Raw genomic sequence first — 22,623 nt, 5'->3', positions numbered from 1 at the left:
CAGTCTTGCCCGACCCACCTAACACGCACCTTTCAGCCAGGTGAAGGAAGTTTTAGTCAAGGGCTGAAGATACTTTCACAGGGATTCATTTGTTCCAGGAAGGGCGGTTCATCAAGCTTGTCAGCCATCGGATACGAGCTTTTCATTCATGCCCTTTGGAGCCCTGTCATGTCACTCAAACCACTGTTGTTAGTTCCCGTCCTTGGCTTTGTCTGTTTACTGTCGGCCTGCGCCGGCCCGATCCCCAAGGCGGACCCCAGCGAAGCCTGGATCGGCTTGCAGGAAGAAGCGCCGAATGACCTGATGGCCGAGCGTGTCGATGGCAAGCGGGTGGACGATGGGCGCTATTTTGAAGTGACCCCGGGGGACCATCGCCTGGACGTGACTTTATTTGAAGACGAGCCGGGTGATAACAACCAGCAGGACTGCCAGGGTCGCATCGAGTACAAGCATTTCAAGGCAGGTGAGCACTACACCCTGGTGGAGTCGAGCCTGGGCACCACGGTGCGCGCGTCCCTTGAGGACGGCCACGGCAAGGAGATTGCGGCGACCCAGGACTTCAATTGCATGCCTGGCTAGGCGTGATGCGCCGTCGCCTTGTGCGGTTCTGCGGGTGTAGCAGGTTTGACGTGGGGGTGATGATGCCGGCGCGTCACGCGCATGACCCCCCACAGCATGGCGGCGGCGACGGCCAGCCAACCACAGATCAACAGGAAAATCGTTGTCGCAAGGCTCATTCGGGCCTCCTTTCGCCCACTTGGGGCACACACAGTCTTCTCAATGGACAGTCTAGTCAGCTGGCGGTTGCCTGCTATTGACCAATGGTCGAGTCTGTCCAACTTCTTTGCTCTATCGTCACGGCTTAACTGCACGGGTCGGCTATAGATGTCATGCGCGGCCCCCCCTGTAGGAGCGAGCTTGCTCGCGAAAAACCTCAACGTTGACGCGGGCTTCCTGAATAAACGCGGCGCCTGTAAGTTTTTCGCGAGCAAGCTCGCTCCTACGGGATAGAGAAAGCGCGATTGGGCTATGATCGGGGCCTTTACCGGCAGTTGATCAAGAGAGTGAAAAAATTGCGCTTACGGTCGAACCTTAAAACTTCCTTGCTGCTCGCCGCTGCCCTTGGGCTAGCGGCCTGTGCCAGCAGCACACCATCGAAACTGCCTGGATTGCCGGAGCGTGTTGAACTCACTGGTGTGCCGACCTTTCGCAGCGAGGCTTATCAGAGCGGTCCTACGGCACTTGCCAGCATGCTGTCGCAACAAGGCATTGTCATGACACCGGGTTTGCTTGATAAACCGCTGCACCTGCCCGGCGCCGAGGCGGACCTTGAGCGCAACATGCAAGTGCTGGCACGTGAATACGGGCTGATGGTGTATCCACTGGAGGCCAAGCTGACCGCCGTGCTGGCGCAGGTGGCGGCGGGTTACCCGGTGATGGCGCGGATCAACGCCAGTTATTGGTCCGGGGCGCGCTATGTCGTGGTGGTGGGGTTCAACCAGCAGAAGAGTACGGTGCTGTTGCGCTCAGGCAAGGAGCGCCGGCTGATCATGAGCTTCAGCGACTTCGAGTCGGCGTGGAAGAACGCGGGCCAATGGGCCATCCTGACCCAGCGCCCGAGCCAGTTGCCGGCCAATGTGGACGCGCAGCGCTGGCGCGATGCGGCCAATGCCACGGCCCAGGCGGGGCAGGAGCAAGCGGCGGCCCAAGCGCTCAAGGTGTTGGCAGAGAAGAAGTGAAGCTCAAATAATGTGGGAGCGGGCTTATCGACGCACTTCCGTAGCGGTCGCTCGATTCTTGAGGTTTTTATCGGCCTTGTAACGCAGCGCCACATCCGGCACTGCGCCCCCTTTGCCGGTCTCGACCCAGCTACGAATACGGCTGGCATCGGCAAAATGGGTGAACTTGCCAAAGGCATCCAGGATCACCAGCGACACCGGGCGATTGCCCATGCTCGTCACCAACACCAGGCAATGGCCAGCCTGGTTGGTGAAGCCGGTCTTGGTCAGCTTGATATCCCAATTGGCGCGGTTGATCAGGTGGTCGGTGTTGGAGAAGCCCAAGGTGTAATTAGGCTTGCGGAACGACACGGTCTTTTCCTTGGTGGTGCTCAACTGGCTCAGCATCGGGAATTTGCGCGCATAGGCCAGCAGCTTGCTCAGGTCGCGGGCGGTCGACACGTTATGGATCGACAGGCCGGTGGGCTCCACGTAGTGGGTGCTGGTCATGCCCAGGGACTTGGCCTTGGCGTTCATCGCCGCAATGAACGCCGCATAGCCACCCGGATAGTGGTGGGCCAGGCTGGCGGCGGCGCGGTTTTCCGAAGACATCAGCGCGATCAGCAGCATTTCCTTGCGTGGCATCTGGCTGCCGATCTTCACCCGTGAGAACACGCCTTTCATTTCCGGTGTGTCGGTGATGTTGATGTCGATGTATTCATCCATGTTCTGCTTGGCTTCCAGCACGATGAGGCCGGTCATCAGCTTGCTCACGGAAGCGATGGGTACCACCACGTCGGGATTGCTGGAATAAATGACTTTATTGGTTTGCAAATCCACCAGCATGGCGCTGCCGGAAGCGATCTGCAGCTTGGAGGCGTCACGCGGGGCCAGGGTGGATTCGGCGGCGTGGGCGAAGGTGCCTGTTAACGCAAAAAACAGGCTGATGATAGAAAGACGAATTTTCACGCGGATGAACTCGCTAAAAGTAAGGAAATGCCGTTGTAGAACGGGTCTTATGACAAATGGCGTTACATTTTAGGAGTATGGATGAAGAACTGTCGAATGTTCTTCTAGAACCAGACGAAAGTGCTTAAAAACTAAGAAAAAACGGGTTTTTTACGCGTAATGAAAAAGCCCTGCGCTAAGGCAGGGCTTTTTCATTACGTCTGGTTATTAACCGTGCAGGGTTTCCGCTGCATATAAGGTGTTTTCCAGCAGGCAGGCCCGGGTCATCGGCCCGACACCGCCGGGGACCGGCGTGATCCAGCCCGCACGGGGCAGGGCGGTTTCATACACTACGTCGCCCACCAACTTGCCGTCTTCCTGGCGGTTGATGCCCACGTCGATGACGATGGCACCTTCCTTGATCCACTCACCCTTGACCAGGCCCGGCTTGCCGGCGGCGACTACCACCAGGTCGGCCCGGCCGACGTGGCCGGCGAGGTCCTTGGTGAAGCGATGGGTGACGGTCACGGTGCAGCCGGCCAGCAGCAGTTCCATGGCCATCGGGCGACCGACGATGTTGGATGCGCCTACCACGACGGCGTCCAGACCATATAGATCCACACCGGTGCTTTCCAGCAGCGCCATGATGCCTTTAGGAGTGCATGGGCGCAGCAGGGGAATGCGTTGGGCCAGGCGGCCGACGTTATAAGGGTGGAAACCGTCGACGTCTTTGTCCGGGCGGATGCGCTCCAGCAGCTTGGAGGCGTCCAGGTGCTCGGGCAGCGGCAATTGCAGCAGGATGCCGTCCATGCCCGGGTCATCGTTGAGGCTGTCAATCAGGTCGGTCAGGGCCTGTTGAGTGGTGTCCGAAGGCAGGTCGTAGGCCTTGGAAATAAAGCCGACCTCTTCACAGTCTTTACGCTTGTGCGAGACATAAACCTGAGAGGCAGGATCGCTGCCGACCAGGATCACCGCGAGGCCAGGCGTGCGCAGGCCTTGCTGGCTACGCTCGGTGACTCGTTTGGCGATCTGCTGGCGCAGGCTGGCGGCGATTGATTTGCCGTCGATAAGTTGTGCAGTCATTACGCGTGATTAACCATCGAGAGGGGGAAGAAAAGTGCGCGCATTCTCGCATGCCAAGCCGCGAGGGCAAAGGCGCTTGGTCCGCAAATTGCCCTAACCCCTTAAATAAAATCAGTTTTTTTCAAAAAAGATTTGACGGGTTTCCAGGGCATCTATACTATTCGTCGCACTTGTCGGGCACAGCCTAGCACTGGTTAAGAAGGCCGAGCAGAATAGTTGTACTGCAAGGCTGGAAGCACTTAGTTTGTAATCCTCCAAGAGTACAGATTAATAAGGCGCCCGTAGCTCAGCTGGATAGAGCATCCGCCTTCTAAGCGGATGGTCGCAGGTTCGAGTCCTGCCGGGTGCGCCATTAGGCAGCTTTGGCACAAGTAGCGCTATATGGTGGGCGTAGCTCAGTTGGTAGAGCACGGGATTGTGACTCCCGTTGTCGAGGGTTCGATCCCCTTCGTCCACCCCATATTCTGAAAAGGCGCCAGATTTAACAGTCTGGCGCCTTTGTTTTAAGAGCTTCAAGCGCGGATGTGGTGGAATTGGTAGACACACTGGATTTAGGTTCCAGCGCCGCGAGGCGTAAGAGTTCGAGTCTCTTCATCCGCACCAATTAAAGCTTTTCCCAGTCGTCAGGCGGGGCAGGGCTCAACAAAGAAGTGGTTTGGTTTCTTTGTTAACGCAATATGGTGGGCGTAGCTCAGTTGGTAGAGCACGGGATTGTGACTCCCGTTGTCGAGGGTTCGATCCCCTTCGTCCACCCCATATTCGAAAGGCGCCAGATTTAACAGTCTGGCGCCTTTTTTGGTTTTGGCGGTTTGAGATTGGGTGGTTGCAGGTGCTGGGCTGCCCCGGCAGGGCGTGTCGTCGTATTTATGTATCTCGATGATGCCGCGTTGCTTGCTCGCTTTGTTCGCAGGGCGGGCCGCCAGGGAGATGAATGGTTGTTCCTTCTATATATAGAGAGGGGCGGCGCAGAGCCCTGGCGCAATTTGGCTGTATTTGTCACCGGGGCGAGGTACTTCAGTGCTTTCGTACCGATAAATTGCCGGCTGTTTTTCGCGGTGTTTTCAGTAGGGTGACTTCTTGAGTTTGACCCACTAGAATGCATGCCCTTGATTGGGGTCGGAAATGGCCGGCTAATGTCTGTGCAACGAGGAATATCCATGCAAGTTTCTGTTGAAAATACTACTGCTCTCGAGCGCCGCCTGAGCATCACCGTGCCGGCAGAGCGTATCGAGACTGCGGTCAACAAGCGTCTGCAGCAGACTGCCCAAAAGGCCAAGATCGCTGGTTTCCGTCCAGGCAAAGTGCCTATGAGCGAAATCAAGCGTCGTTTTGGTGCCGATGCGCGCCAGGAAGCTGTAGGTGACGTGATCCAGGCTTCCTTCTACGAAGCCGTTGTCGAGCAAAAGCTGAACCCGGCTGGCTCGCCTTCGATCGAGCCCAAGTCCCTGGAAGCGGGCAAGGACCTGGAATACGTTGCCGTATTCGAAGTGTTCCCGGAATTTGAAGTGGCCGGTTTCGACGGTATCGAAATCGAGCGTCTGAGCGCCGAAGTGGCTGATTCGGACCTGGACAACATGCTGGAAATCCTGCGCAAGCAGAACACGCGTTTTGAAGTGGCCGACCGTGCCGCCCAGAACGAAGACCAACTGAACATCGATTTCGTTGGCAAGGTTGACGGCGAAGTCTTCGCTGGCGGCTCCGCCAAGGGCACTCAGCTGGTGCTGGGTTCCAACCGCATGATTCCTGGTTTCGAAGACGGCCTGGTTGGCGCCAAAGCCGGCGAAGAGCGCGTTCTGAACCTGACTTTCCCTGCTGACTACCAGAACCTGGACCTGGCTGGCAAAGCCGCCGAGTTCACCGTTACCGTCAACAGCGTTTCCGAGCCTAAGCTGCCAGAGCTGAACGAAGAGTTCTTCGCCCAGTTCGGCATCAAGGAAACCGGCATCGAAGGCTTCCGCACCGAAGTTCGCAAGAACATGGAGCGTGAGCTGCGCCAGGCTATCAAGTCCAAGGTCAAGAACCAGGTCATGGACGGTCTGCTGGCCGCCAACCCGATCGAAGTGCCCAAGGCCCTGCTGTCCAACGAAGTGGATCGCCTGCGCGTTCAAGCGGTTCAGCAGTTTGGTGGCAACATCAAGCCTGACCAACTGCCGGCCGAGCTGTTCGAAGAGCAAGCCAAGCGCCGCGTTGTGCTGGGCCTGATCGTGGCTGAAGTGGTCAAGCAGTTCGACCTCAAGCCAGACGAAGACCGCGTTCGCGAAATGATCCAGGAAATGGCTTCGGCCTACCAGGAGCCTGAGCAGGTCGTGGCTTGGTACTACAAGAACGAGCAGCAGATGAACGAAGTACGTTCGGTTGTGCTGGAAGAACAAGTTGTGGATACTGTTCTGCAGAAGGCTAAGGTGACCGATAAAGCGGTCTCTTACGAAGAAGCAGTCAAACCGGCGGAAGCAGCACAAGCCGACTGATTGTCCAACTCGTTGGAAATTCAACCATAAGCCAGCCTCGTGCTGGCTTATGCGTTTTCAAGACATGACTATTTGGGAGTAACTGCAGAGCATGTTCCGTAATTCCTATATTCAGCAGAACTCTGATATCCAGGCCGCAGGCGGCCTGGTCCCGATGGTTGTCGAGCAGTCCGCTCGTGGCGAACGCGCCTACGACATCTACTCGCGCCTGCTCAAGGAGCGAGTGATCTTTCTGGTTGGCCCGGTAGAGGACTACATGGCCAACCTGATCTGTGCGCAATTGCTGTTCCTTGAAGCGGAAAACCCGGACAAGGACATCCATCTCTACATCAACTCACCGGGCGGTTCGGTGACTGCGGGCATGTCGATCTACGACACCATGCAGTTCATCAAGCCAAACGTGTCGACCACCTGTATTGGCCAGGCGTGCAGCATGGGCGCCTTCCTGCTGACTGCGGGTGCCGAAGGCAAGCGTTTCTGCCTGCCGAACTCGCGCGTGATGATTCACCAGCCACTGGGCGGTTTCCAGGGCCAGGCGTCGGACATCGAAATCCACGCCAAGGAAATCCTCTTCATTCGTGAGCGTCTCAACACGCTGATGGCCAAGCACAGCGGGCGTACCCTGGAAGAAATCGAGCGCGATACCAACCGTGACAACTTCATGAGCGCTGAAGCCGCCAAGGAATACGGGTTGATCGACGCAGTGATCGACAAGCGCCCCGCTTAATATAAGCCGCTCAAAATAGGGCTGGTCGGCATGTCCGACCACTGGCGGGCTTGAAAAAGCCCGCATAAGCCTTCATCTTGTGTTGCAAGCCTATCGGATTTGGATCGAACGAATGACTGACACCCGCAACGGCGAGGACAACGGCAAGCTGCTCTATTGCTCCTTCTGTGGCAAAAGCCAGCATGAAGTACGCAAATTGATTGCCGGCCCCTCGGTGTTTATCTGCGACGAATGCGTCGACCTGTGCAATGACATCATCCGTGAGGAGGTGCAGGAAGCCCAGGCCGAGAGCAGTGCGCATAAATTACCTTCGCCTAAAGAAATCAGCGGCATCCTTGACCAGTACGTCATTGGTCAAGAGCGTGCAAAGAAGGTTCTGGCCGTAGCGGTGTACAACCACTACAAGCGCTTGAACCAGCGTGACAAGAAAGGTGACGAGGTTGAACTCGGCAAGAGCAACATCTTGCTGATCGGTCCTACAGGCTCGGGTAAAACCCTGCTTGCAGAAACCCTCGCTCGCCTGCTGAACGTTCCGTTCACCATCGCCGACGCCACCACCCTCACCGAGGCTGGCTACGTGGGTGAAGATGTCGAGAACATCATTCAGAAACTGCTGCAGAAGTGCGACTACGACGTAGAGAAAGCCCAGATGGGTATTGTCTATATCGACGAGATCGACAAGATCTCGCGCAAGTCTGACAACCCGTCGATCACCCGGGACGTTTCCGGCGAGGGCGTGCAGCAGGCCCTGTTGAAACTGATCGAAGGCACGGTTGCTTCCGTACCGCCACAAGGCGGCCGCAAGCACCCGCAGCAGGAATTCCTTCAGGTTGATACACGCAACATCCTGTTCATTTGTGGCGGTGCGTTCTCCGGTCTGGAGAAGGTGATTCAGCAACGTTCCACCCGTGGCGGCATTGGTTTCAGTGCGGAAGTGCGTAGCAAGGAAGAAGGCAAGAAGGTGGGCGAGTCCCTGCGTGAAGTCGAGCCTGACGATCTGGTCAAGTTCGGTCTGATCCCGGAGTTCGTTGGTCGTCTGCCGGTCCTGGCCACGTTGGACGAGTTGGATGAGGCGGCTTTGATCCAGATCCTCACCGAGCCGAAAAACGCACTGACCAAGCAATACGGCAAATTGTTCGAGATGGAAGGTGTAGACCTCGAGTTCCGTACCGACGCGTTGAAATCAGTGGCCAAGCGGGCACTGGAGCGCAAGACCGGTGCACGTGGCCTGCGTTCTATTCTTGAAGGCGTATTGCTCGACACCATGTACGAAATCCCCTCGCAGTCCGAGGTGAGTAAAGTGGTGATCGACGAAAGCGTGATCGAAGGCAAGTCCAAGCCACTGTATATCTACGAAAACAGTGAGCCGGCTGCCAAGGCTGCACCCGACGCGTAAGCGTTCAGCAGTTGCGGTACAAGCAAGGGGCCTCTAGGGGCCCCTTGTTTTTTTGGGGCTTTTCTCGGAGCGGTGGTTAAATTCGCGTGTATTCATGCGTTTAACTACTGGCATTGAGCTTGTTTTTTTTGCATGTAACCCCCATCTTGGTTTCAAGCTTATTTTTGAACTGTCATAGAGGCGAAATCATGAAGACAACCATCGAATTGCCTCTCCTGCCGTTGCGTGATGTCGTCGTCTATCCGCACATGGTTATCCCGCTGTTCGTGGGGCGCGAGAAGTCTATCGAAGCCCTCGAGGCCGCGATGACGGGCGACAAGCAAATCCTGCTGTTGGCCCAGAAGAATCCTGCTGATGACGATCCGGGTGAAGACGCCCTGTATCGCGTCGGCACCATTGCCACTGTCCTGCAATTGCTCAAACTGCCCGATGGCACCGTCAAGGTGTTGGTCGAAGGTGAGCAGCGCGGCGCCGTAGAGCGTTTCATGGAGGTGGACGGCCACCTGCGCGCAGAAGTGGCGCTGATCGAAGAAGTCGAAGCCCCGGAGCGTGAGTCCGAGGTGTTCGTGCGCAGCCTGCTCTCGCAGTTCGAGCAGTATGTGCAGTTGGGCAAGAAAGTTCCGGCTGAAGTCCTGTCGTCCCTCAACAGCATTGATGAGCCAAGCCGCCTGGTCGACACCATGGCCGCCCACATGGCGCTGAAGATCGAGCAGAAGCAAGACATCCTCGAAATCATCGACCTGTCGGCCCGTGTCGAACACGTGCTGGCGTTGCTGGATGGCGAAATCGACCTGCTGCAGGTTGAGAAGCGCATCCGTGGCCGTGTGAAGAAGCAGATGGAGCGCAGCCAGCGCGAGTACTATCTGAATGAGCAGATGAAGGCCATTCAGAAGGAACTCGGTGACGGCGAGGAAGGCCACAACGAAATCGAAGAGCTGAAGAAGCGTATCGATGCCGCTGGCCTGCCCAAAGACGCCCTGACCAAGGCCACCGCGGAGCTGAACAAGCTCAAGCAGATGTCGCCGATGTCGGCCGAAGCCACCGTGGTGCGCTCGTATATCGACTGGTTGGTGCAAGTGCCGTGGAAGGCCCAGACCAAGGTGCGCCTGGACTTGGCCCGTGCTGAAGAGATCCTCGACGCTGACCATTACGGCCTGGAAGAGGTCAAGGAGCGCATCCTTGAGTACCTCGCCGTGCAAAAGCGTGTGAAGAAAATCCGCGGTCCTGTGTTGTGCCTGGTCGGGCCTCCTGGTGTGGGTAAAACTTCCCTGGCGGAATCGATTGCCAGCGCGACCAACCGCAAATTCGTGCGCATGGCCTTGGGTGGCGTGCGTGACGAAGCGGAAATTCGTGGTCATCGCCGTACTTACATCGGTTCGATGCCAGGAAGATTGATTCAAAAGATGACAAAAGTGGGGGTGCGCAACCCGCTGTTCCTGCTCGATGAAATCGACAAAATGGGCAGCGACATGCGTGGCGACCCGGCGTCTGCCTTGCTCGAAGTGCTTGATCCCGAGCAGAACCATAATTTCAACGACCATTACCTGGAAGTCGACTACGACTTGTCTGACGTAATGTTCTTGTGCACCTCCAACTCCATGAACATTCCGCCAGCCTTGCTGGATCGGATGGAGGTGATTCGTCTGCCGGGCTACACCGAAGACGAGAAGATCAACATCGCGGTCAAGTACCTCGCGCCCAAGCAGATTTCGGCCAACGGCCTGAAGAAGGGCGAGATCGAATTCGAGGTCGAGGCGATCCGTGACATCGTGCGCTACTACACCCGCGAGGCCGGTGTACGGGGCCTTGAGCGCCAGATCGCGAAGATCTGCCGCAAGGCCGTGAAGGAGCACGCGCTGGAAAAACGCTTCTCTGTGAAGGTAGTTGCCGATTCCCTGGAACACTTCCTGGGCGTGAAGAAATTCCGCTACGGCCTTGCCGAGCAGCAGGATCAGGTCGGCCAGGTGACTGGTTTGGCGTGGACCCAGGTGGGTGGCGAATTGCTCACCATCGAAGCCGCGGTGATTCCGGGCAAAGGCCAATTGATCAAGACCGGCTCCCTGGGTGATGTGATGGTCGAATCCATTACCGCCGCGCAGACCGTGGTGCGCAGCCGCGCCCGCAGCCTGGGCATCCCGCTGGACTTCCACGAGAAGCACGACACCCATATCCACATGCCGGAAGGGGCGACCCCCAAAGACGGCCCTAGCGCTGGCGTAGGCATGTGCACGGCGCTGGTATCAGCGCTGACCGGCATTCCTGTGCGCGCCGATGTGGCGATGACCGGGGAAATTACCCTGCGTGGTCAGGTATTGGCGATCGGTGGTCTGAAAGAGAAATTACTCGCTGCGCACCGGGGTGGAATCAAGACCGTGATCATTCCTGAAGAGAATGTTCGCGACTTGAAGGAAATTCCTGACAATATCAAGCAGGATCTTCAGATTAAACCGGTTAAATGGATTGACGAGGTCCTGCAAATTGCGCTGCAATACGCGCCGGAGCCCTTGCCGGATGTGGTCCCGGAGATAGTCGCGAAGGACGAAAAACGCGAGTCCGATTCCAAGGAAAGAATTAGCACGCATTAATGTGTTGGAGCCTGGGGGGCTTCCTTGACAGCTTTTTAGAGCCCTTGTTATAAAGCGGCTCTTAAGTGTCTGTAGGCCATTCAGCACTGGTTTTGCTTTTTACCAAAAAACTTAGAATCATACTCAATAGATATATAAGGGGACTTAGAGTGAACAAGTCGGAACTGATTGATGCTATCGCTGCATCCGCTGATATCCCGAAAGCTGCTGCTGGCCGTGCGCTGGACGCAGTAATCGAATCCGTCACTGGCGCTCTGAAGGCCGGCGACTCCGTGGTACTGGTAGGCTTCGGTACTTTCTCTGTGACTGACCGCCCAGCTCGCACTGGCCGTAACCCACAGACCGGTAAAGCACTGCAAATCGCTGCTGCCAAGAAACCAGGTTTCAAAGCCGGTAAAGCCCTGAAAGAAGCCGTTAACTAAGCTTCGTTCAAGCCTTTGCTTACCCGGGTCGGACGCAGGTCTGGCCTGGCAGCGGAGCGGTAGTTGACCCCCTTATCGGGTCGCCACGCCGGGGGTGCAGATTCGAACCCCCGTCCGCTCCGCCAGTTACGAGAAGGCGCATCCTCGGATGCGCCTTTCTTCTATCCGGACTCTACCCACGCTCCACGGTTGCCTAATTTTTGAAGTTCAACCGTTTCTGGGGGACGCATGCTGCAAAATATCAGGGACAATTCACAAGGCTGGATTGCCAAGACCATTATCGGGATCATCGTCGCTTTGATGGCGTTCACCGGTATCGAAGCCATTTTCCAGGCTTCGGGTAATAACACGCAGGACGTGGCAAAGGTCAATGGTGAAGAAATCACCCAGACCGAGCTGAGCCAGGCCGTCGACATGCAACGGCGCCAGCTGATGCAACAGTTGGGCAAGGATTTCGATGCTTCCCTGCTGGACGAAAAACTGCTGCGCGATGCTGCCCTCAAGGGCCTGATCGACCGCAAGCTGCTGCTGCAAGGTGCTGCCGATTCCAAGTTCGGCTTCTCGGAAGCGGCGCTGGACCAGGTGATCCTGCAGACGCCGGAATTCCAGGTGGACGGCAAGTTCAACGCCGAACGCTTTGACCAGGTGATCCGTCAGCTGGGCTATAGCCGCATGCAATTCCGTCAGATGCTGACCCAGGAAATGCTGATCGGCCAGGTTCGCGCAGGTATCGCCGGCAGTGGTTTTGTGACCGACGCCGAGGTGCTGGCGTTTGCACGTCTGGAAAAACAGACCCGCGACTTCGCTACCGTCAACATCAAGGCTGACCCTGCGGCGGTGAAACTCACCGACGACGAGGTCAAGGCCTACTACGACCAGCACGCCAAAGAGTTCATGACCCCGGACCAGGTGGTCATCGACTATCTGGAGTTGAAGAAGTCGTCCTTCTTCGACCAGGTCAGCGTCAAGGACGATGAGCTGCAGGCTGCCTACGAGAAGGAAACCGCCAACCTCGCTGAACAGCGTCGTGCCGCGCACATCCTGATTGAGGTCAACGACAAGGTCACCGAGGCGCAAGCCAAGGCCAAGATCGAAGACATCCAGGCGCGCCTGGCCAAGGGTGAGAAGTTCGAAGCCCTGGCCAAGGAGTTCTCCCAGGATCCAGGTTCGGCCAACAATGGCGGTGACCTCGGCTTTGCCGGCCCTGGCGTTTATGACCCGGACTTCGAAACCGCGCTGTACGGCTTGAAGCAAGACCAGGTGTCGACGCCGGTGCGCACTGCCTTCGGCTGGCACTTGATCAAGTTGCTGGGCGTTGAAGCGCCTGAGGTGCCGTCGTTCGCCAGCCTTAAAGACAAGCTGACCCGCGAGCTCAAGGCACAGCAGGTGGAACAGCGTTTTGTCGAAGCGACCAAGCAATTGGAAGATGCGGCATTCGAAGCCTCTGACCTGGCCCAGCCGGCGTCTGACTTGAAGCTGACCGTCCACACTTCCGCGCCGTTTGGCCGTGAAGGTGGCGAAGGTGTTGCGGCCAATCGTGCCGTGGTCACTGCAGCCTTCAGCCCGGAAGTGCTGGATGAAGGTGCCAACAGCAGCGCTATCGAGCTGGACCCGGAAACCATCATCGTGCTGCGTGCCAAAGAGCATCTCAAGCCGGCCCAGTTGCCGCTGGAGAGCGTCGCTGCGGCCATTCGCACCCAGATGACCAAGGAGCGCGCGAGCGCTGCCGCCAAAGCCCATGCCGACGAGTTGATCGCCAGCCTGCGTGATGGCAAGACCGCGCTGGACCAGCCGGTTGACGGCCAGGCCTGGAAGGTGACTGAGGCAGCTACCCGTGGTCAGGACTCCATCGACCCGGCCGTGCTGCAAGCCTTGTTCCGCATGCCCAAGCCTGCGGCCAAGGACAAGCCGACCTTCACCACCGTGACCCTGCGCGATGGCAGCCTGGTGATCGTGCGCTTGAACGGCGTGAACGAAGCGGCGGCCCCTACGGACGAAGAAAAGGCGCAATACCGCCGCTTCCTCGCTTCCCGTATTGGCCAGCAGGACTTTGCGGCCTACCGCAAGCAGCTGGAAACCCAGGCAGACATCAAGAAGTACTGATGCCGGCCTGAATAAAAAGACCCCGACCTGAAAAGGCCGGGGTCTTTTTTTGCCCTTGATAAAGTGAGTGCTGAATGCGCTTCAGGCGTTCTTAGCTGCAAACTTGAGCTTGCCCCACGTCAACCCGATCACCGCCGCCAGGGTTGAAGCGGCCAATACGCTCAGCTTCGCAGCCGCCAGCAGGGCCGGGTCGGAAAATGCCAGGGAAGAGATAAAGATCGACATGGTGAAACCGATCCCCGCCAACAGGCCGACCAGGCCAACGCCCGTCCAGGTCACACCGTCCGGCAGCTTGCAGATGTTGAGTTTGACCAACGCCAGGCTCGCCAGCATCACGCCCAGAGGCTTGCCGAGCACCAGGGCGAAGATGACGCCCATGAACACACCGTGGGCCAGCGGGTCATCCAGATTGAAACCGTCCAGGCTCACACCGGCGTTGGCCAATGCAAACAGCGGCATCACGCCGAACGCTACCCAGGGGTGCAACGCCGATTGAACACGCTGCACCGGCGGCAGTATTTCCCGCTGGGCTTCGCGCAATTGCTTGAGGGGCGTGGCGACTTGCTGGGCCCCTTCGGCTGGTTGCGAGAACCGGTCCATCAGCTCGTTGAAGGTGCGTTCGATGGTTTCCAGCGGGCGTTCCCTGGTGGGCTTGGAATTGACGGGAGTCATCAAGCCCAGGATCACCCCGGCGAGCGTTGGGTGCACGCCGGTCTTGAGCAGGCCAAACCACACGATAGCGCCTGGCAGCAGGTAGATCGCCGCCTTGCTGATGCCCATGCGTTGGAACACCAGCACCAGGGCCAGCCCGCCAGCAGCAATCACCAAGCCCATGTAGTCGAGGCTGGCGGTGAAAAAGATCGCGATGATCAGGATCGCCACGATGTCATCGATGATCGCCAAGGCCAGCAGCAGGATGCGCACGCCACTGGGAATCGATTTGCCCAGCAACGCGAGCACGCCCACGGCAAAGGCGATGTCGGTCGCGGTGGGTACCGCCCAGCCACTCGCGGCGGCGGTGCCGTGGTTGAGCAGAGTGTAGATGAGTGCGGGCATCAGCACGCCGCCCAACGCCGCGCCCAACGGCAGCGTGGCCAGCTTCAGGTTGGCGAGGGCGCCGTCTTTGATTTCCTGGCGGATCTCGGCACCGACCACCAGAAAGAAAATGGTCATCAGCCCGTCATTGACCAGAAAATGCAGGGAGCGCGACACGCTGTAATCGCCCAGCCCGAGGGTGATGGGCGTGTTCCAGAAATGCTCGTAGGTCGCGGCGGCGGGGCTGTTGGCCCACACCAGCGCGACGATGGCGGCCAACAGCAGCACGATACCGCTGACGGCTTCGATGTGTGAAAAGCGCTCAAGGGCGGACAGCGCGCCCTCAGTCAAACGCTGGGGGCGGGGGATGGCGGGGTGTTTATCAGGCACGACAAATCTCCATTGGCGGCCCGACCAATGCTTGGCTTTTAACCTGCGCCGTGCTTTATGCAGCAACGCACCCTGGGGCGATGATAGGAAGGTGAGGAATAAGTTGTAAACAAACTTGTCATCGTGCGGGCTGCGCTTTGCCCCGAATTGCGCCTAGCGCCAACACGACCAATCCTAGAACTGCCCATGGAAATGCCACAACTCCCCAACGTTGGAGCAATAGGCCGCCCACCAATCCACCCCCGGCGATGCCCAGGTTCCATACTGTGACCAACATCGATTGGGCGGCATCGGCCGAATTGCCAGCCGATTTGGCCAGCGCGGTTTGCAATAAAGCGGGCAGGCCGCCGAAGGCGAGTCCCCACAACGCCACGCTGACATAAATAACGACTACGCAGTTGAACCACAATCCGAGCAGCAGGGCCGCAACGGCGAACATCGCGCAACTGATGAGGGTCAGCAGCCTCAGGTGTTGATCAATCCAGATGCCTACCAGCCAGATGCTCAGCAGGGCCATCAGGCCGAACACCAGCAGCACGCGATCAATCTCGCGGTCGATACCGGCGGGCACCAGCAAAGGGGCGATGTAGGTATAGAGAATGTTATGGGCCAGCACGTAGGTAAAGGTCACCCAGAGCACCGGCCGGATGCCTGGCAACGCCAGTACCTGACGTAAGCCGAGGCGTTTGCTTGGCGGTTCACCGGCAAAATCTGGCAGTTGCCAACGCGCCCATACCAGCAGTAACAGGGTCAGGCCAGTCATGATGGCAAAACTGGCGCGCCATCCGACAAGAGTACCCAGCAGGGTGCCGGCGGGCACGCCGAGGGACAAGGCCAGCGGCGCGCCCAGCATGGCCACGGCAATCGCCCGGCCCTGCAGATGAGGCGCGACCATACGACTGGCGTAACCCGCCAGCAAGGCCCACAGCAAGCCCGCGAACACACCGGCGAAAAATCGTGCAGCCAAGGTCAAGCCATAGTGGCTGGAGAACGCGGTGACGCTGTTAACCAATGCAAAGCCGCCGATGGCGATCAACAGCAACGGCCGCCGGCGCCAGCCACGGGTCAGCAATGTCAGCGGGATAGCGGCGAGCAACGAGCCGAGCGCATAGAGCGTCACCAGTTGCCCGACCAGGGCCTGGGATACCCCAAGCCCTGCGCCGATTTGCGGTAACAGGCCGGCGGGCATTGCCTCGGTGAGAATGGTGATAAAGCCGGCGCAGGCCAACGCCAGCAGGCCGGCCAGGGGCAGGGGTTCAGCGTGGGGGGCTGTATCGACCAATTGGGGACTGTCGTTCATCGGGGCTCTCCTTGAAAAGGGCAAGGAGCCAGGGTAGGTGGCTGCGAGGCGCGGAAAAACAGGCTAAGGTTCCGAACTTATCGGATGTTGATGTCCGCAATCGACAAAGGCATCACCATGGACAATCTGGGCAGTCTCTCGGTTTTTGTGCAGGTCGCGCAAACCCTTAGCTTTACCGCTGCGGGCCGCGCACTGGGCGTGTCATCGTCGGCGGTGGGTAAAAGCATTGCGCGGATGGAAGAGCGCCTGGGCGTCAGGTTGTTTCATCGCAGCACCCGCAGCATCACCCTGACCAGCGAGGGCGCGCTGTTCCTGGAGCGTTCGCGGCGCATCCTGGCGGAGTTGGAAGCGGCCGAACAGGAATTGACTGGGGTCACTGCCAAGCCTCGCGGCAAGCTGCGGGTCAGTGTGCCCCAAGTGCGTGGTTTGTTGATGCCGGTGATCAGCGATTTTATGCGTGCCTACCCGGACATCGAATTGGATGTGGATTTTTCCGACCGCATGGTGGATGTGATAGAGGAGGGCTTCGACGCGGTGATTCGCACCGGCAAGCCAGAAGATTCGCGCTTGATGGTGCGCCATCTAGGGCATTACCAGTTGGTCCTTGTCGGTACGCCCGGCTACTTCGACCAGCACGGCACCCCCCATCGGCCACAGGACCTGAATCATCACGCCTGCCTGCGGCACAAATTCTGCGCCACCGGCAAACTGGAGCCCTGGCCACTGCGCCACGTGCCTGGAGCCGCAGAGCTGAACTTGCGTGCACCGCTGGTCAGCACCACCATCGAGTCCCTCAATCACGTGGTTCAGGAAGGGCTTGGCATCGCGTGCCTGCCGGACTACATGGTCAACCAGGCCGTACGGCAAGGGCGGTTGCGGCGGGTGCTGGACGAGCACCTCGAACATCGCGGCAGTTTCTGGTTACTGTGGCCGGCCAGTCGCCATGCTTCGGCCAAGCTGCGGGTCTTTATCGATCACATGTGCGCCGGGCTTTTTCCTACTGACGCCGCTTCCTGAGCCTGAGATGTTTTACCGACAGGAATGCGCGCTTCGATGTCGCGTTCTGTTGCACAATACCGTCCGGACCGTTTTCTTCAGGATTTTCAATGTCGACATCATTTCACTTGCGCAATCTCGGGTTGGCGCTGGTGCTGGCGGGCGCTGCGGGCTGCTCGTCACCCAAGACCGCTATCTACGAACATGAGAACTTCGACGATTCCGGTACGTTTTCCCGCGATTACCCGGTCAGCGATGTGGCGGCCTGTGAAGCTGCGCGCCGTGCCCTGCTGAGCCAGGGCTACATCATCACCAGCAGCGATCCGAAGTTGGTGGCCGGCAACAAGAGCTTCCAGCAGACCGGCGAGACCCACCTGCAGATCAGTTTCAATGTGGTGTGCGCCGCTGATGGCAAGGGCAGCAATCACTCGACGATGTTTGCCAACGCCTTGCAGGACCGTTATGCACTGAAGAAGGTCAACAACTCCGCGAGCCTCGGTGTGGGCGTGCTGGGCTCGGTGTCGATGCCGATTGGCTCCACCGACGACTCGATGGTGAAGGTGGCAAGCGAGACCGTCTCTGCACCGAAGTTCTACGAGCGTTACTTCGCGTTGGTGGACGTGTTCCTGCCGCAGGAAGTAAAGCAGGCCGAGCATATTCCAGAGCAGCCCAAGGCCGACCTGGGCGTGCCCGAGCCCAAGGCCGCTCCGGTAGCCGAGAAGGTCGAGGCACCCCAGGACGTACCGATGGCGCCCGCTGCGCAACTGCTTGCACCTCCACCTGAGGCGGCACCGATCGCGCCGAACCCGCAGGTGAACCCGGCGCCTGTCACTGAGCCCGCGCCTGAACCAACCATCCCAAGCCTGCCGGCACCGACAGAGCCGATTCCAGCCCTGCCAACGCCGGCCCAGTAACTCAGACGGCTACGGGGTTCGCTTTGTCGACGTCGATCCCGTAGCGGCTGATGGCCTCGACCACTCTGTCGCGACCGATCAGGCCGTCATCGGCCAAAGCCTTCAAGGCTGCCAGCACGATGAAGTGGCGGTCTACTTCGAAGAACTCACGCAGCGTTTCCCGTGTATCCGACTGCCCGAACCCATCCGTGCCCAGGGCTACAAAACGGCGACCCTGTACAAAAGGGCGGATTTGGTCGGCGAATAACTTCATGTAGTCCGTCGCCACCACCATTGGCCCGCTTTTCCCGGTGAGGCAGGTTTCGACGTAACTCAGGCGTGGTTCGCTTTGCGGGTGCAGCAGGTTCCAGCGTTCTGCCGCGTGCCCGTCACGGCGTAGCTCGGTCAGGCTGGTGGCACTCCAGACATCGCTCTGCACCTCGAAATCCTTGGCAAGCAGCTCAGCCGCGGCGATTACTTCGCGTAAGATCGAACCGCTGCCCATCAGTTGCACCTGCGCTTGCGGGTGCGTGCTCAGCGGATACATGCCCTTGAGAATGCCTTCTTCAACGCCTTCCGGCATCGCCGGGTGCGGATAGTTTTCGTTGAGCAGGGTGATGTAGTAGTAAATGTCCTCCTGTTCGACATACATGCGCCGCATACCCTCGCGAATAATCACCGCCAGTTCATAGGCAAAAGTCGGGTCGTAGGCCACGCAGCAGGGAATCACCGAGGCCAGGATATGGCTGTGCCCGTCGTCATGCTGCAAGCCTTCACCCATCAGCGTGGTGCGCCCGGCCGTGGCGCCCAGCAGGAAACCCCGCGCTCGCGCATCGCCCGCCGCCCAGGCCAGGTCGCCGACGCGCTGGAAGCCGAACATCGAGTAGAAAATATAGAACGGCACGGTCATCAGGCCATGGTTGCTATAGGACGTACTTGCCGCGATCCAGGAAGAAATAGCGCCGGATTCATTCAGCCCTTCCTGCATGATCTGTCCGTCTTTGCTCTCTTTGTAGTAGCTCAATTGCCCGGCGTCCTGTGGGGTATAGAGCTGGCCGACGGCTGAGTGGATACCGATCTGGCGGAACAGGCTTTCCATGCCAAAGGTGCGCGACTCATCCGGCACGATAGGCACGATCAGCTTGCCTAAATGCGGGTCCTTGAGCAGCGTGCCGAGGATGCGCACAAAGGCCATTGTGGTGGAGATGGCGCGCTCACCGGTGTCTTTGAGTTGAGTGGCGAAGGCGCTCAGCGCGGGGATTTGCAACGGCGCAGTGCCGGTGTAACGCGCCGGCACATAGCCTCCCAGTGCCCGTCGTCGTGCGGCGAAGTAGCGGGCCTCTTCGCTGTCGACGGCGGGTTTGAGGTAAGGGATTTCTTCGAGCCGGTCATCGTCGACCTCCAAGCCGAAGCGGTCGCGGAAAGCTTTTACCGCGTCGGCCCCCATCTTCTTCAACTGGTGGTTGATGTTTTGGCCTTCGCCAGCTTCACCCATGCCGAAGCCCTTGACCGTCTTGGCCAGTATCACCGTGGGCTGGCCCTTATGGCGCACGGCGGCGGCGTAGGCATTGTAGACCTTGTCCGGGTCATGCCCGCCCCGTGAAAGTTTCCAGATATCGTCGTCGGACATGTCCGCAACCAGCGCCAGCAACTGCGGGTATTTGCCAAAGAAGTGTTCACGCACATAGGCGCCATTCTGGGATTTGTAATTCTGATAGTCGCCGTCCACGCATTCCATCATGCGTTGGCGCAGCAGGCCGCTCTGGTCCTTGTCCAGCAGTGCGTCCCAGCCGCCGCCCCAGATCACCTTGATCACATTCCAGCCGGCGGCGCGGTACAGACTCTCGAATTCCTGGATCACCTTGGCGTTGCCGCGCACCGGACCATCCAGGCGTTGCAGGTTGCAGTTGACCACGAAGATCAGGTTGTCGAGTTTTTCGCGGCCCGCCAGGGAAATCGCCGCCAGGGATTCGGGTTGGTCCATTTCTCCATCACCGAGGAATGCCCAGACCTTGCGACCCTGATGCTGCTTGAGGTCTCGGAACTCCAGATACCGCATAAAGCGCGCCTGGTAAGCCGCAGTGATGGGGCCCAGGCCCATGGATACCGTAGGGAATTGCCAGAAGTCCGGCATCAACCGTGGGTGAGGATAGGAGGACAGGCCCTTGCCATCGGCCTCGCGACGGAAGTTATCCAGCTGCGCTTCGCTGATGCGGCCCTCCAGGTAGGCGCGACCATAAATGCCTGGTGAGGAGTGGCCCTGGATGTACACCAGGTCGCCATCGAATGTGTCGGTTCGGCCACGGAAAAAATGATCGAAGCCTACGTCATACAGCACGGCGGCTGACGCGTAAGTAGCGATATGCCCACCCACGCCTGAGTGTTTGCCAGCGCGCAATACCATCGCCATGGCGTTCCAGCGGATAAACGCATTGGTGCGTCGCTCGATAGCCTGGTTGCCGGGGTAGGGCAGCTGGCGCTCAACCGGGATGGTATTGACGTAGGGGGTGGTCACCCGCCCGTAGAAGTCGCCATGCCGTGCTACGTCGAAATCCAGCAACTGATCGATCAGGTAATGAGCGCGGGGGCGGCCCTCGGTGGACAGCACCGATTCGATGGACTCCAGCCATTCGCGGGTTTCCTGTGGATCATCGTCGAGTCTTACTGCGTCATTCGGGGTCATGTGAGGCTCCAGGGTAGGCGGATTCAAGCAGCGAGCTCCTCGTGGGAGTGATGCAAATATAATTGCAATTGCAACTACATGCCGGAATCTAGCGCGGGATGAGCTACTATTGCAACCTTCTTGAAATTCCCCGGATGGTGTTGCATGTCGTCGAAAGAACCGGATGTATGGTTCCGTTTTGTCAGGGCCCACAGGACAGTCATCCGTGAAATCGAGCGGCGGCTGGCTGCGGCGGACCTGCCGCCTTACGCCTGGTATGACGCGTTGTGGGGCTTGGAAAGCGGGCCCGACGGAACCCGTCGCATGCACGAATTGGCCGATGTGCTGGCCATCGAGCGCTACAACCTCACGCGTCTGGTGGACCGCCTGGAAAAGGACGGCCTGGTGGTGCGCTCTCGCTCAGATGGCGATGGGCGTGCGGCGTTTGCCTCGATCACCGATGCCGGTCGCGCGCTGCGTAAAAAGATGTGGAAGATCTACGAAAATACGGTGGATGAGCTATTTCTGTCGCAAATCGAGCCCGAGCAACGCCAAGCGTTTGCCGACGCCTTGGAACGCACAGCAGGGTTGGCGATGGAGGCCGGCGTGCAGACTCGAAGCCGGCGCAAGCCCTGAGCAATCAACTGTGGGCGCCTGTCAGTGCATAACGATTCATTGCTGTTTCAACCTCTCGATTGTCGATACGGCCCTCCTGCGCCAATGCCCTGAGTGCTGACACTGCTATCCAATAACGACTCGGCGCGGCTGCCTGCACCGAACCTGCCCCCAGCGCCACAAACCGCGCATCCACATACGCTGCCAGCGGGTCGACGATAGCCTGCGGGTAGCCAGTGACGGCAATCACCGGCGCTGTGCTTGCCGCCAGGCAATCACGTAAATGACAGCTGCGTTTGCGCGCTGTGGGATGCAAGCGGTTCCAGCGTGCGGCCGCCGCCGCCTCACGGGCCAGCCGCGTATAACTGGGGCAACTCCACACGTGCGCGATAATTTGCCAGTCCTGTTCCAGCAGCCGAGCGGCCTGCAGCACCTCTTCGAAAGCCCGACCAGCACCGAGCAAGCGCACATCTGCCACCGGGCCATGTTGGATCGGGTACATACCTTTGTGCGCGCCCTCATGGTCCTGTGTACCCAGTGTCGCGTTGCCGTCCTGATCATGCAGCGCCAGATAGTAAAAGCCGGGCTTGCCGTCGACATACAAGGTGCGTAATCCCGCCAGCACAATCGCCCTCGCTTCGTCCCCCGAGGCAGGGTCATAGGGTGTGCACTGTGGATGAGTCGCCAGCCACAGCGGCAGTGAGGGGCGCGCTCCCTTGGGCCACGGGGACGGTTGGTTTTCAATGTCATTGCACAAGATGCCACGCTGGGCTGTCAGCTTCGAGAGTGCGCACAACTGTGCAGAGGACGACGCGCGGTGCAGGTACAGCATCGGCTTTTCGCCCGTATCGCGCGCGAACCAAATGGGCCAGTTGTCGACCCGGCGACTGAGCGATTGGCCACGAATCACCCAGGCTTGCCGGGCGGATTCCAGGGTGTCGGCCATGGTCAAGACGGCGTCCAGCGGCGAGCTGGCGGAGTATTCGGCGCTGTTCAGTGCGTGAATACAGAGCTGCGCAGCGTGCGCGGTAGAGGCGGGCATGGTTCAAGCTCCTGGCAACGTAGGCTTGTACCCTAATGGAAATATGATTGCACTTGCAATGATTGCAATTGCATTAAAGTGGGCCGTCCGCTAAATCACTCCAGCCCTGCTACGTTTAATCTCAAGAGCAGGAATGTCACGACGTCGACATTTTTTCGTCATGACGGCACTTTAGGCTGGGTTCGCAGGTCATTAATCTGCAACCGCTTTCAACACGAAAAGGAGTCCACCATGGACGAT

Annotated in this window: 18 protein-coding genes and 4 tRNA genes; 15 read left to right on the top strand and 7 right to left on the bottom strand. The window is 58.8% G+C overall.

Translation table 11 applies throughout. The annotated features are described in order from the left end of the window. The first annotated feature begins 168 nt into the window (after positions 1–168). A complete protein-coding gene (locus BUE92_RS24200; RefSeq protein ID WP_073526728.1) occupies positions 169–579 on the top strand; it encodes a PA0061/PA0062 family lipoprotein in 411 nt (136 codons plus the stop codon). On the opposite strand, the gene BUE92_RS28565 is transcribed toward BUE92_RS24200, so the two are convergent. Further along, positions 576–737: a hypothetical protein gene (locus BUE92_RS28565; RefSeq protein WP_178380746.1), complete on the bottom strand. Its 162-nt coding sequence runs from the start codon at positions 735–737 to the stop codon at positions 576–578. The genes BUE92_RS24200 and BUE92_RS28565 overlap by 4 nt on opposite strands. Before the next feature lie 336 nt (positions 738–1,073). Between BUE92_RS28565 and BUE92_RS24195 the strand changes: the two genes are divergently transcribed. After that, positions 1,074–1,739 carry a peptidase C39 family protein gene (locus BUE92_RS24195; protein WP_073527211.1) on the top strand — a complete coding sequence of 222 codons (666 nt, stop codon included), beginning with the start codon at positions 1,074–1,076 and terminating at the stop codon, positions 1,737–1,739. A gap of 24 nt (positions 1,740–1,763) precedes the next feature. Here the strand turns inward: BUE92_RS24195 and pbpG are convergent, their stop codons facing one another. Together pbpG and folD are read right to left on the bottom strand one after the other, a co-directional pair. Further along, positions 1,764–2,687 carry a D-alanyl-D-alanine endopeptidase gene (gene pbpG, locus BUE92_RS24190; protein WP_073526726.1) on the bottom strand — a complete coding sequence of 308 codons (924 nt, stop codon included), beginning with the start codon at positions 2,685–2,687 and terminating at the stop codon, positions 1,764–1,766. 207 nt (positions 2,688–2,894) lie between these two features. Next, complete coding sequence (gene folD / locus BUE92_RS24185) at positions 2,895–3,749, bottom strand: bifunctional methylenetetrahydrofolate dehydrogenase/methenyltetrahydrofolate cyclohydrolase FolD (protein ID WP_073526723.1); 855 nt, start codon at positions 3,747–3,749, stop codon at positions 2,895–2,897. Positions 3,750–4,024: 275 nt separating this feature from the next. On the opposite strand from folD, the gene BUE92_RS24180 reads away from it, so the two are divergent. The 10 genes from BUE92_RS24180 to BUE92_RS24135 all read left to right on the top strand — a co-directional run bounded on the left by BUE92_RS24180 (position 4,025) and on the right by BUE92_RS24135 (position 13,450). Beyond that, positions 4,025–4,101 (top strand) — tRNA-Arg (locus tag BUE92_RS24180). A gap of 32 nt (positions 4,102–4,133) precedes the next feature. Further along, positions 4,134–4,209 (top strand) — tRNA-His (locus BUE92_RS24175). A gap of 58 nt (positions 4,210–4,267) precedes the next feature. Continuing rightward, positions 4,268–4,352 (top strand) — tRNA-Leu (locus BUE92_RS24170). A gap of 77 nt (positions 4,353–4,429) precedes the next feature. After that, a tRNA-His gene (locus tag BUE92_RS24165) sits at positions 4,430–4,505 on the top strand. Between the two features lie 401 nt (positions 4,506–4,906). Then, positions 4,907–6,217 carry a trigger factor gene (gene tig, locus BUE92_RS24160; protein WP_014718988.1) on the top strand — a complete coding sequence of 437 codons (1,311 nt, stop codon included), beginning with the start codon at positions 4,907–4,909 and terminating at the stop codon, positions 6,215–6,217. Between the two features lie 91 nt (positions 6,218–6,308). Continuing rightward, positions 6,309–6,944: an ATP-dependent Clp endopeptidase proteolytic subunit ClpP gene (clpP, locus tag BUE92_RS24155; protein ID WP_003192255.1), complete on the top strand. Its 636-nt coding sequence runs from the start codon at positions 6,309–6,311 to the stop codon at positions 6,942–6,944. Between the two features lie 112 nt (positions 6,945–7,056). Further along, positions 7,057–8,340: an ATP-dependent Clp protease ATP-binding subunit ClpX gene (gene clpX, locus BUE92_RS24150; protein WP_003192254.1), complete on the top strand. Its 1,284-nt coding sequence runs from the start codon at positions 7,057–7,059 to the stop codon at positions 8,338–8,340. 188 nt (positions 8,341–8,528) lie between these two features. Beyond that, positions 8,529–10,925: an endopeptidase La gene (gene lon / locus BUE92_RS24145; protein ID WP_073526721.1), complete on the top strand. Its 2,397-nt coding sequence runs from the start codon at positions 8,529–8,531 to the stop codon at positions 10,923–10,925. A gap of 149 nt (positions 10,926–11,074) precedes the next feature. Further along, positions 11,075–11,347 carry an HU family DNA-binding protein gene (locus BUE92_RS24140; RefSeq protein WP_003174819.1) on the top strand — a complete coding sequence of 91 codons (273 nt, stop codon included), beginning with the start codon at positions 11,075–11,077 and terminating at the stop codon, positions 11,345–11,347. A gap of 228 nt (positions 11,348–11,575) precedes the next feature. Further along, positions 11,576–13,450, top strand: coding sequence for a SurA N-terminal domain-containing protein (locus BUE92_RS24135; RefSeq protein ID WP_073526719.1), 1,875 nt, complete (start codon positions 11,576–11,578; stop codon positions 13,448–13,450). A gap of 81 nt (positions 13,451–13,531) precedes the next feature. On the opposite strand, the gene nhaA is transcribed toward BUE92_RS24135, so the two are convergent. Then, on the bottom strand, positions 13,532–14,875 hold the full coding sequence (nhaA, locus tag BUE92_RS24130) for a Na+/H+ antiporter NhaA (protein WP_073526717.1): 1,344 nt from the start codon (positions 14,873–14,875) through the stop codon (positions 13,532–13,534). A gap of 118 nt (positions 14,876–14,993) precedes the next feature. Next, the gene (locus BUE92_RS24125) at positions 14,994–16,175 is read right to left on the bottom strand and encodes an MFS transporter (protein ID WP_073526713.1); all 1,182 of its coding nucleotides are present in this window, start codon (positions 16,173–16,175) and stop codon (positions 14,994–14,996) included. Positions 16,176–16,292: 117 nt separating this feature from the next. Between BUE92_RS24125 and BUE92_RS24120 the strand changes: the two genes are divergently transcribed. Both BUE92_RS24120 and BUE92_RS24115 read left to right on the top strand, forming a co-directional pair. Continuing rightward, positions 16,293–17,192 (top strand): LysR family transcriptional regulator, encoded by a 900-nt coding sequence (locus tag BUE92_RS24120; RefSeq protein WP_178380749.1) that lies wholly within the window; start codon positions 16,293–16,295, stop codon positions 17,190–17,192. A gap of 89 nt (positions 17,193–17,281) precedes the next feature. Then, positions 17,282–18,085 (top strand): DUF2242 domain-containing protein, encoded by an 804-nt coding sequence (locus BUE92_RS24115; RefSeq protein ID WP_073526711.1) that lies wholly within the window; start codon positions 17,282–17,284, stop codon positions 18,083–18,085. A gap of 1 nt (position 18,086) precedes the next feature. Here BUE92_RS24115 and aceE read toward each other — a convergent pair whose 3' ends face one another. After that, positions 18,087–20,747: a pyruvate dehydrogenase (acetyl-transferring), homodimeric type gene (gene aceE / locus BUE92_RS24110; protein ID WP_073526709.1), complete on the bottom strand. Its 2,661-nt coding sequence runs from the start codon at positions 20,745–20,747 to the stop codon at positions 18,087–18,089. A gap of 144 nt (positions 20,748–20,891) precedes the next feature. On the opposite strand from aceE, the gene BUE92_RS24105 reads away from it, so the two are divergent. Then, positions 20,892–21,362: a MarR family winged helix-turn-helix transcriptional regulator gene (locus BUE92_RS24105; protein ID WP_073526707.1), complete on the top strand. Its 471-nt coding sequence runs from the start codon at positions 20,892–20,894 to the stop codon at positions 21,360–21,362. Positions 21,363–21,366: 4 nt separating this feature from the next. Here the strand turns inward: BUE92_RS24105 and BUE92_RS24100 are convergent, their stop codons facing one another. Further along, entirely contained in the window at positions 21,367–22,383 is a 1,017-nt protein-coding gene (locus tag BUE92_RS24100; RefSeq protein WP_073526705.1) for a transketolase-like TK C-terminal-containing protein, read from the bottom strand. Between the last annotated feature and the right edge of the window lie 240 nt (positions 22,384–22,623).

This window comes from Pseudomonas fluorescens (assembly GCF_001902145.1).
GTDB lineage: Bacteria > Pseudomonadota > Gammaproteobacteria > Pseudomonadales > Pseudomonadaceae > Aquipseudomonas > Aquipseudomonas fluorescens_BV.
This window is presented reverse-complemented; position numbering and strand designations above follow the sequence as displayed.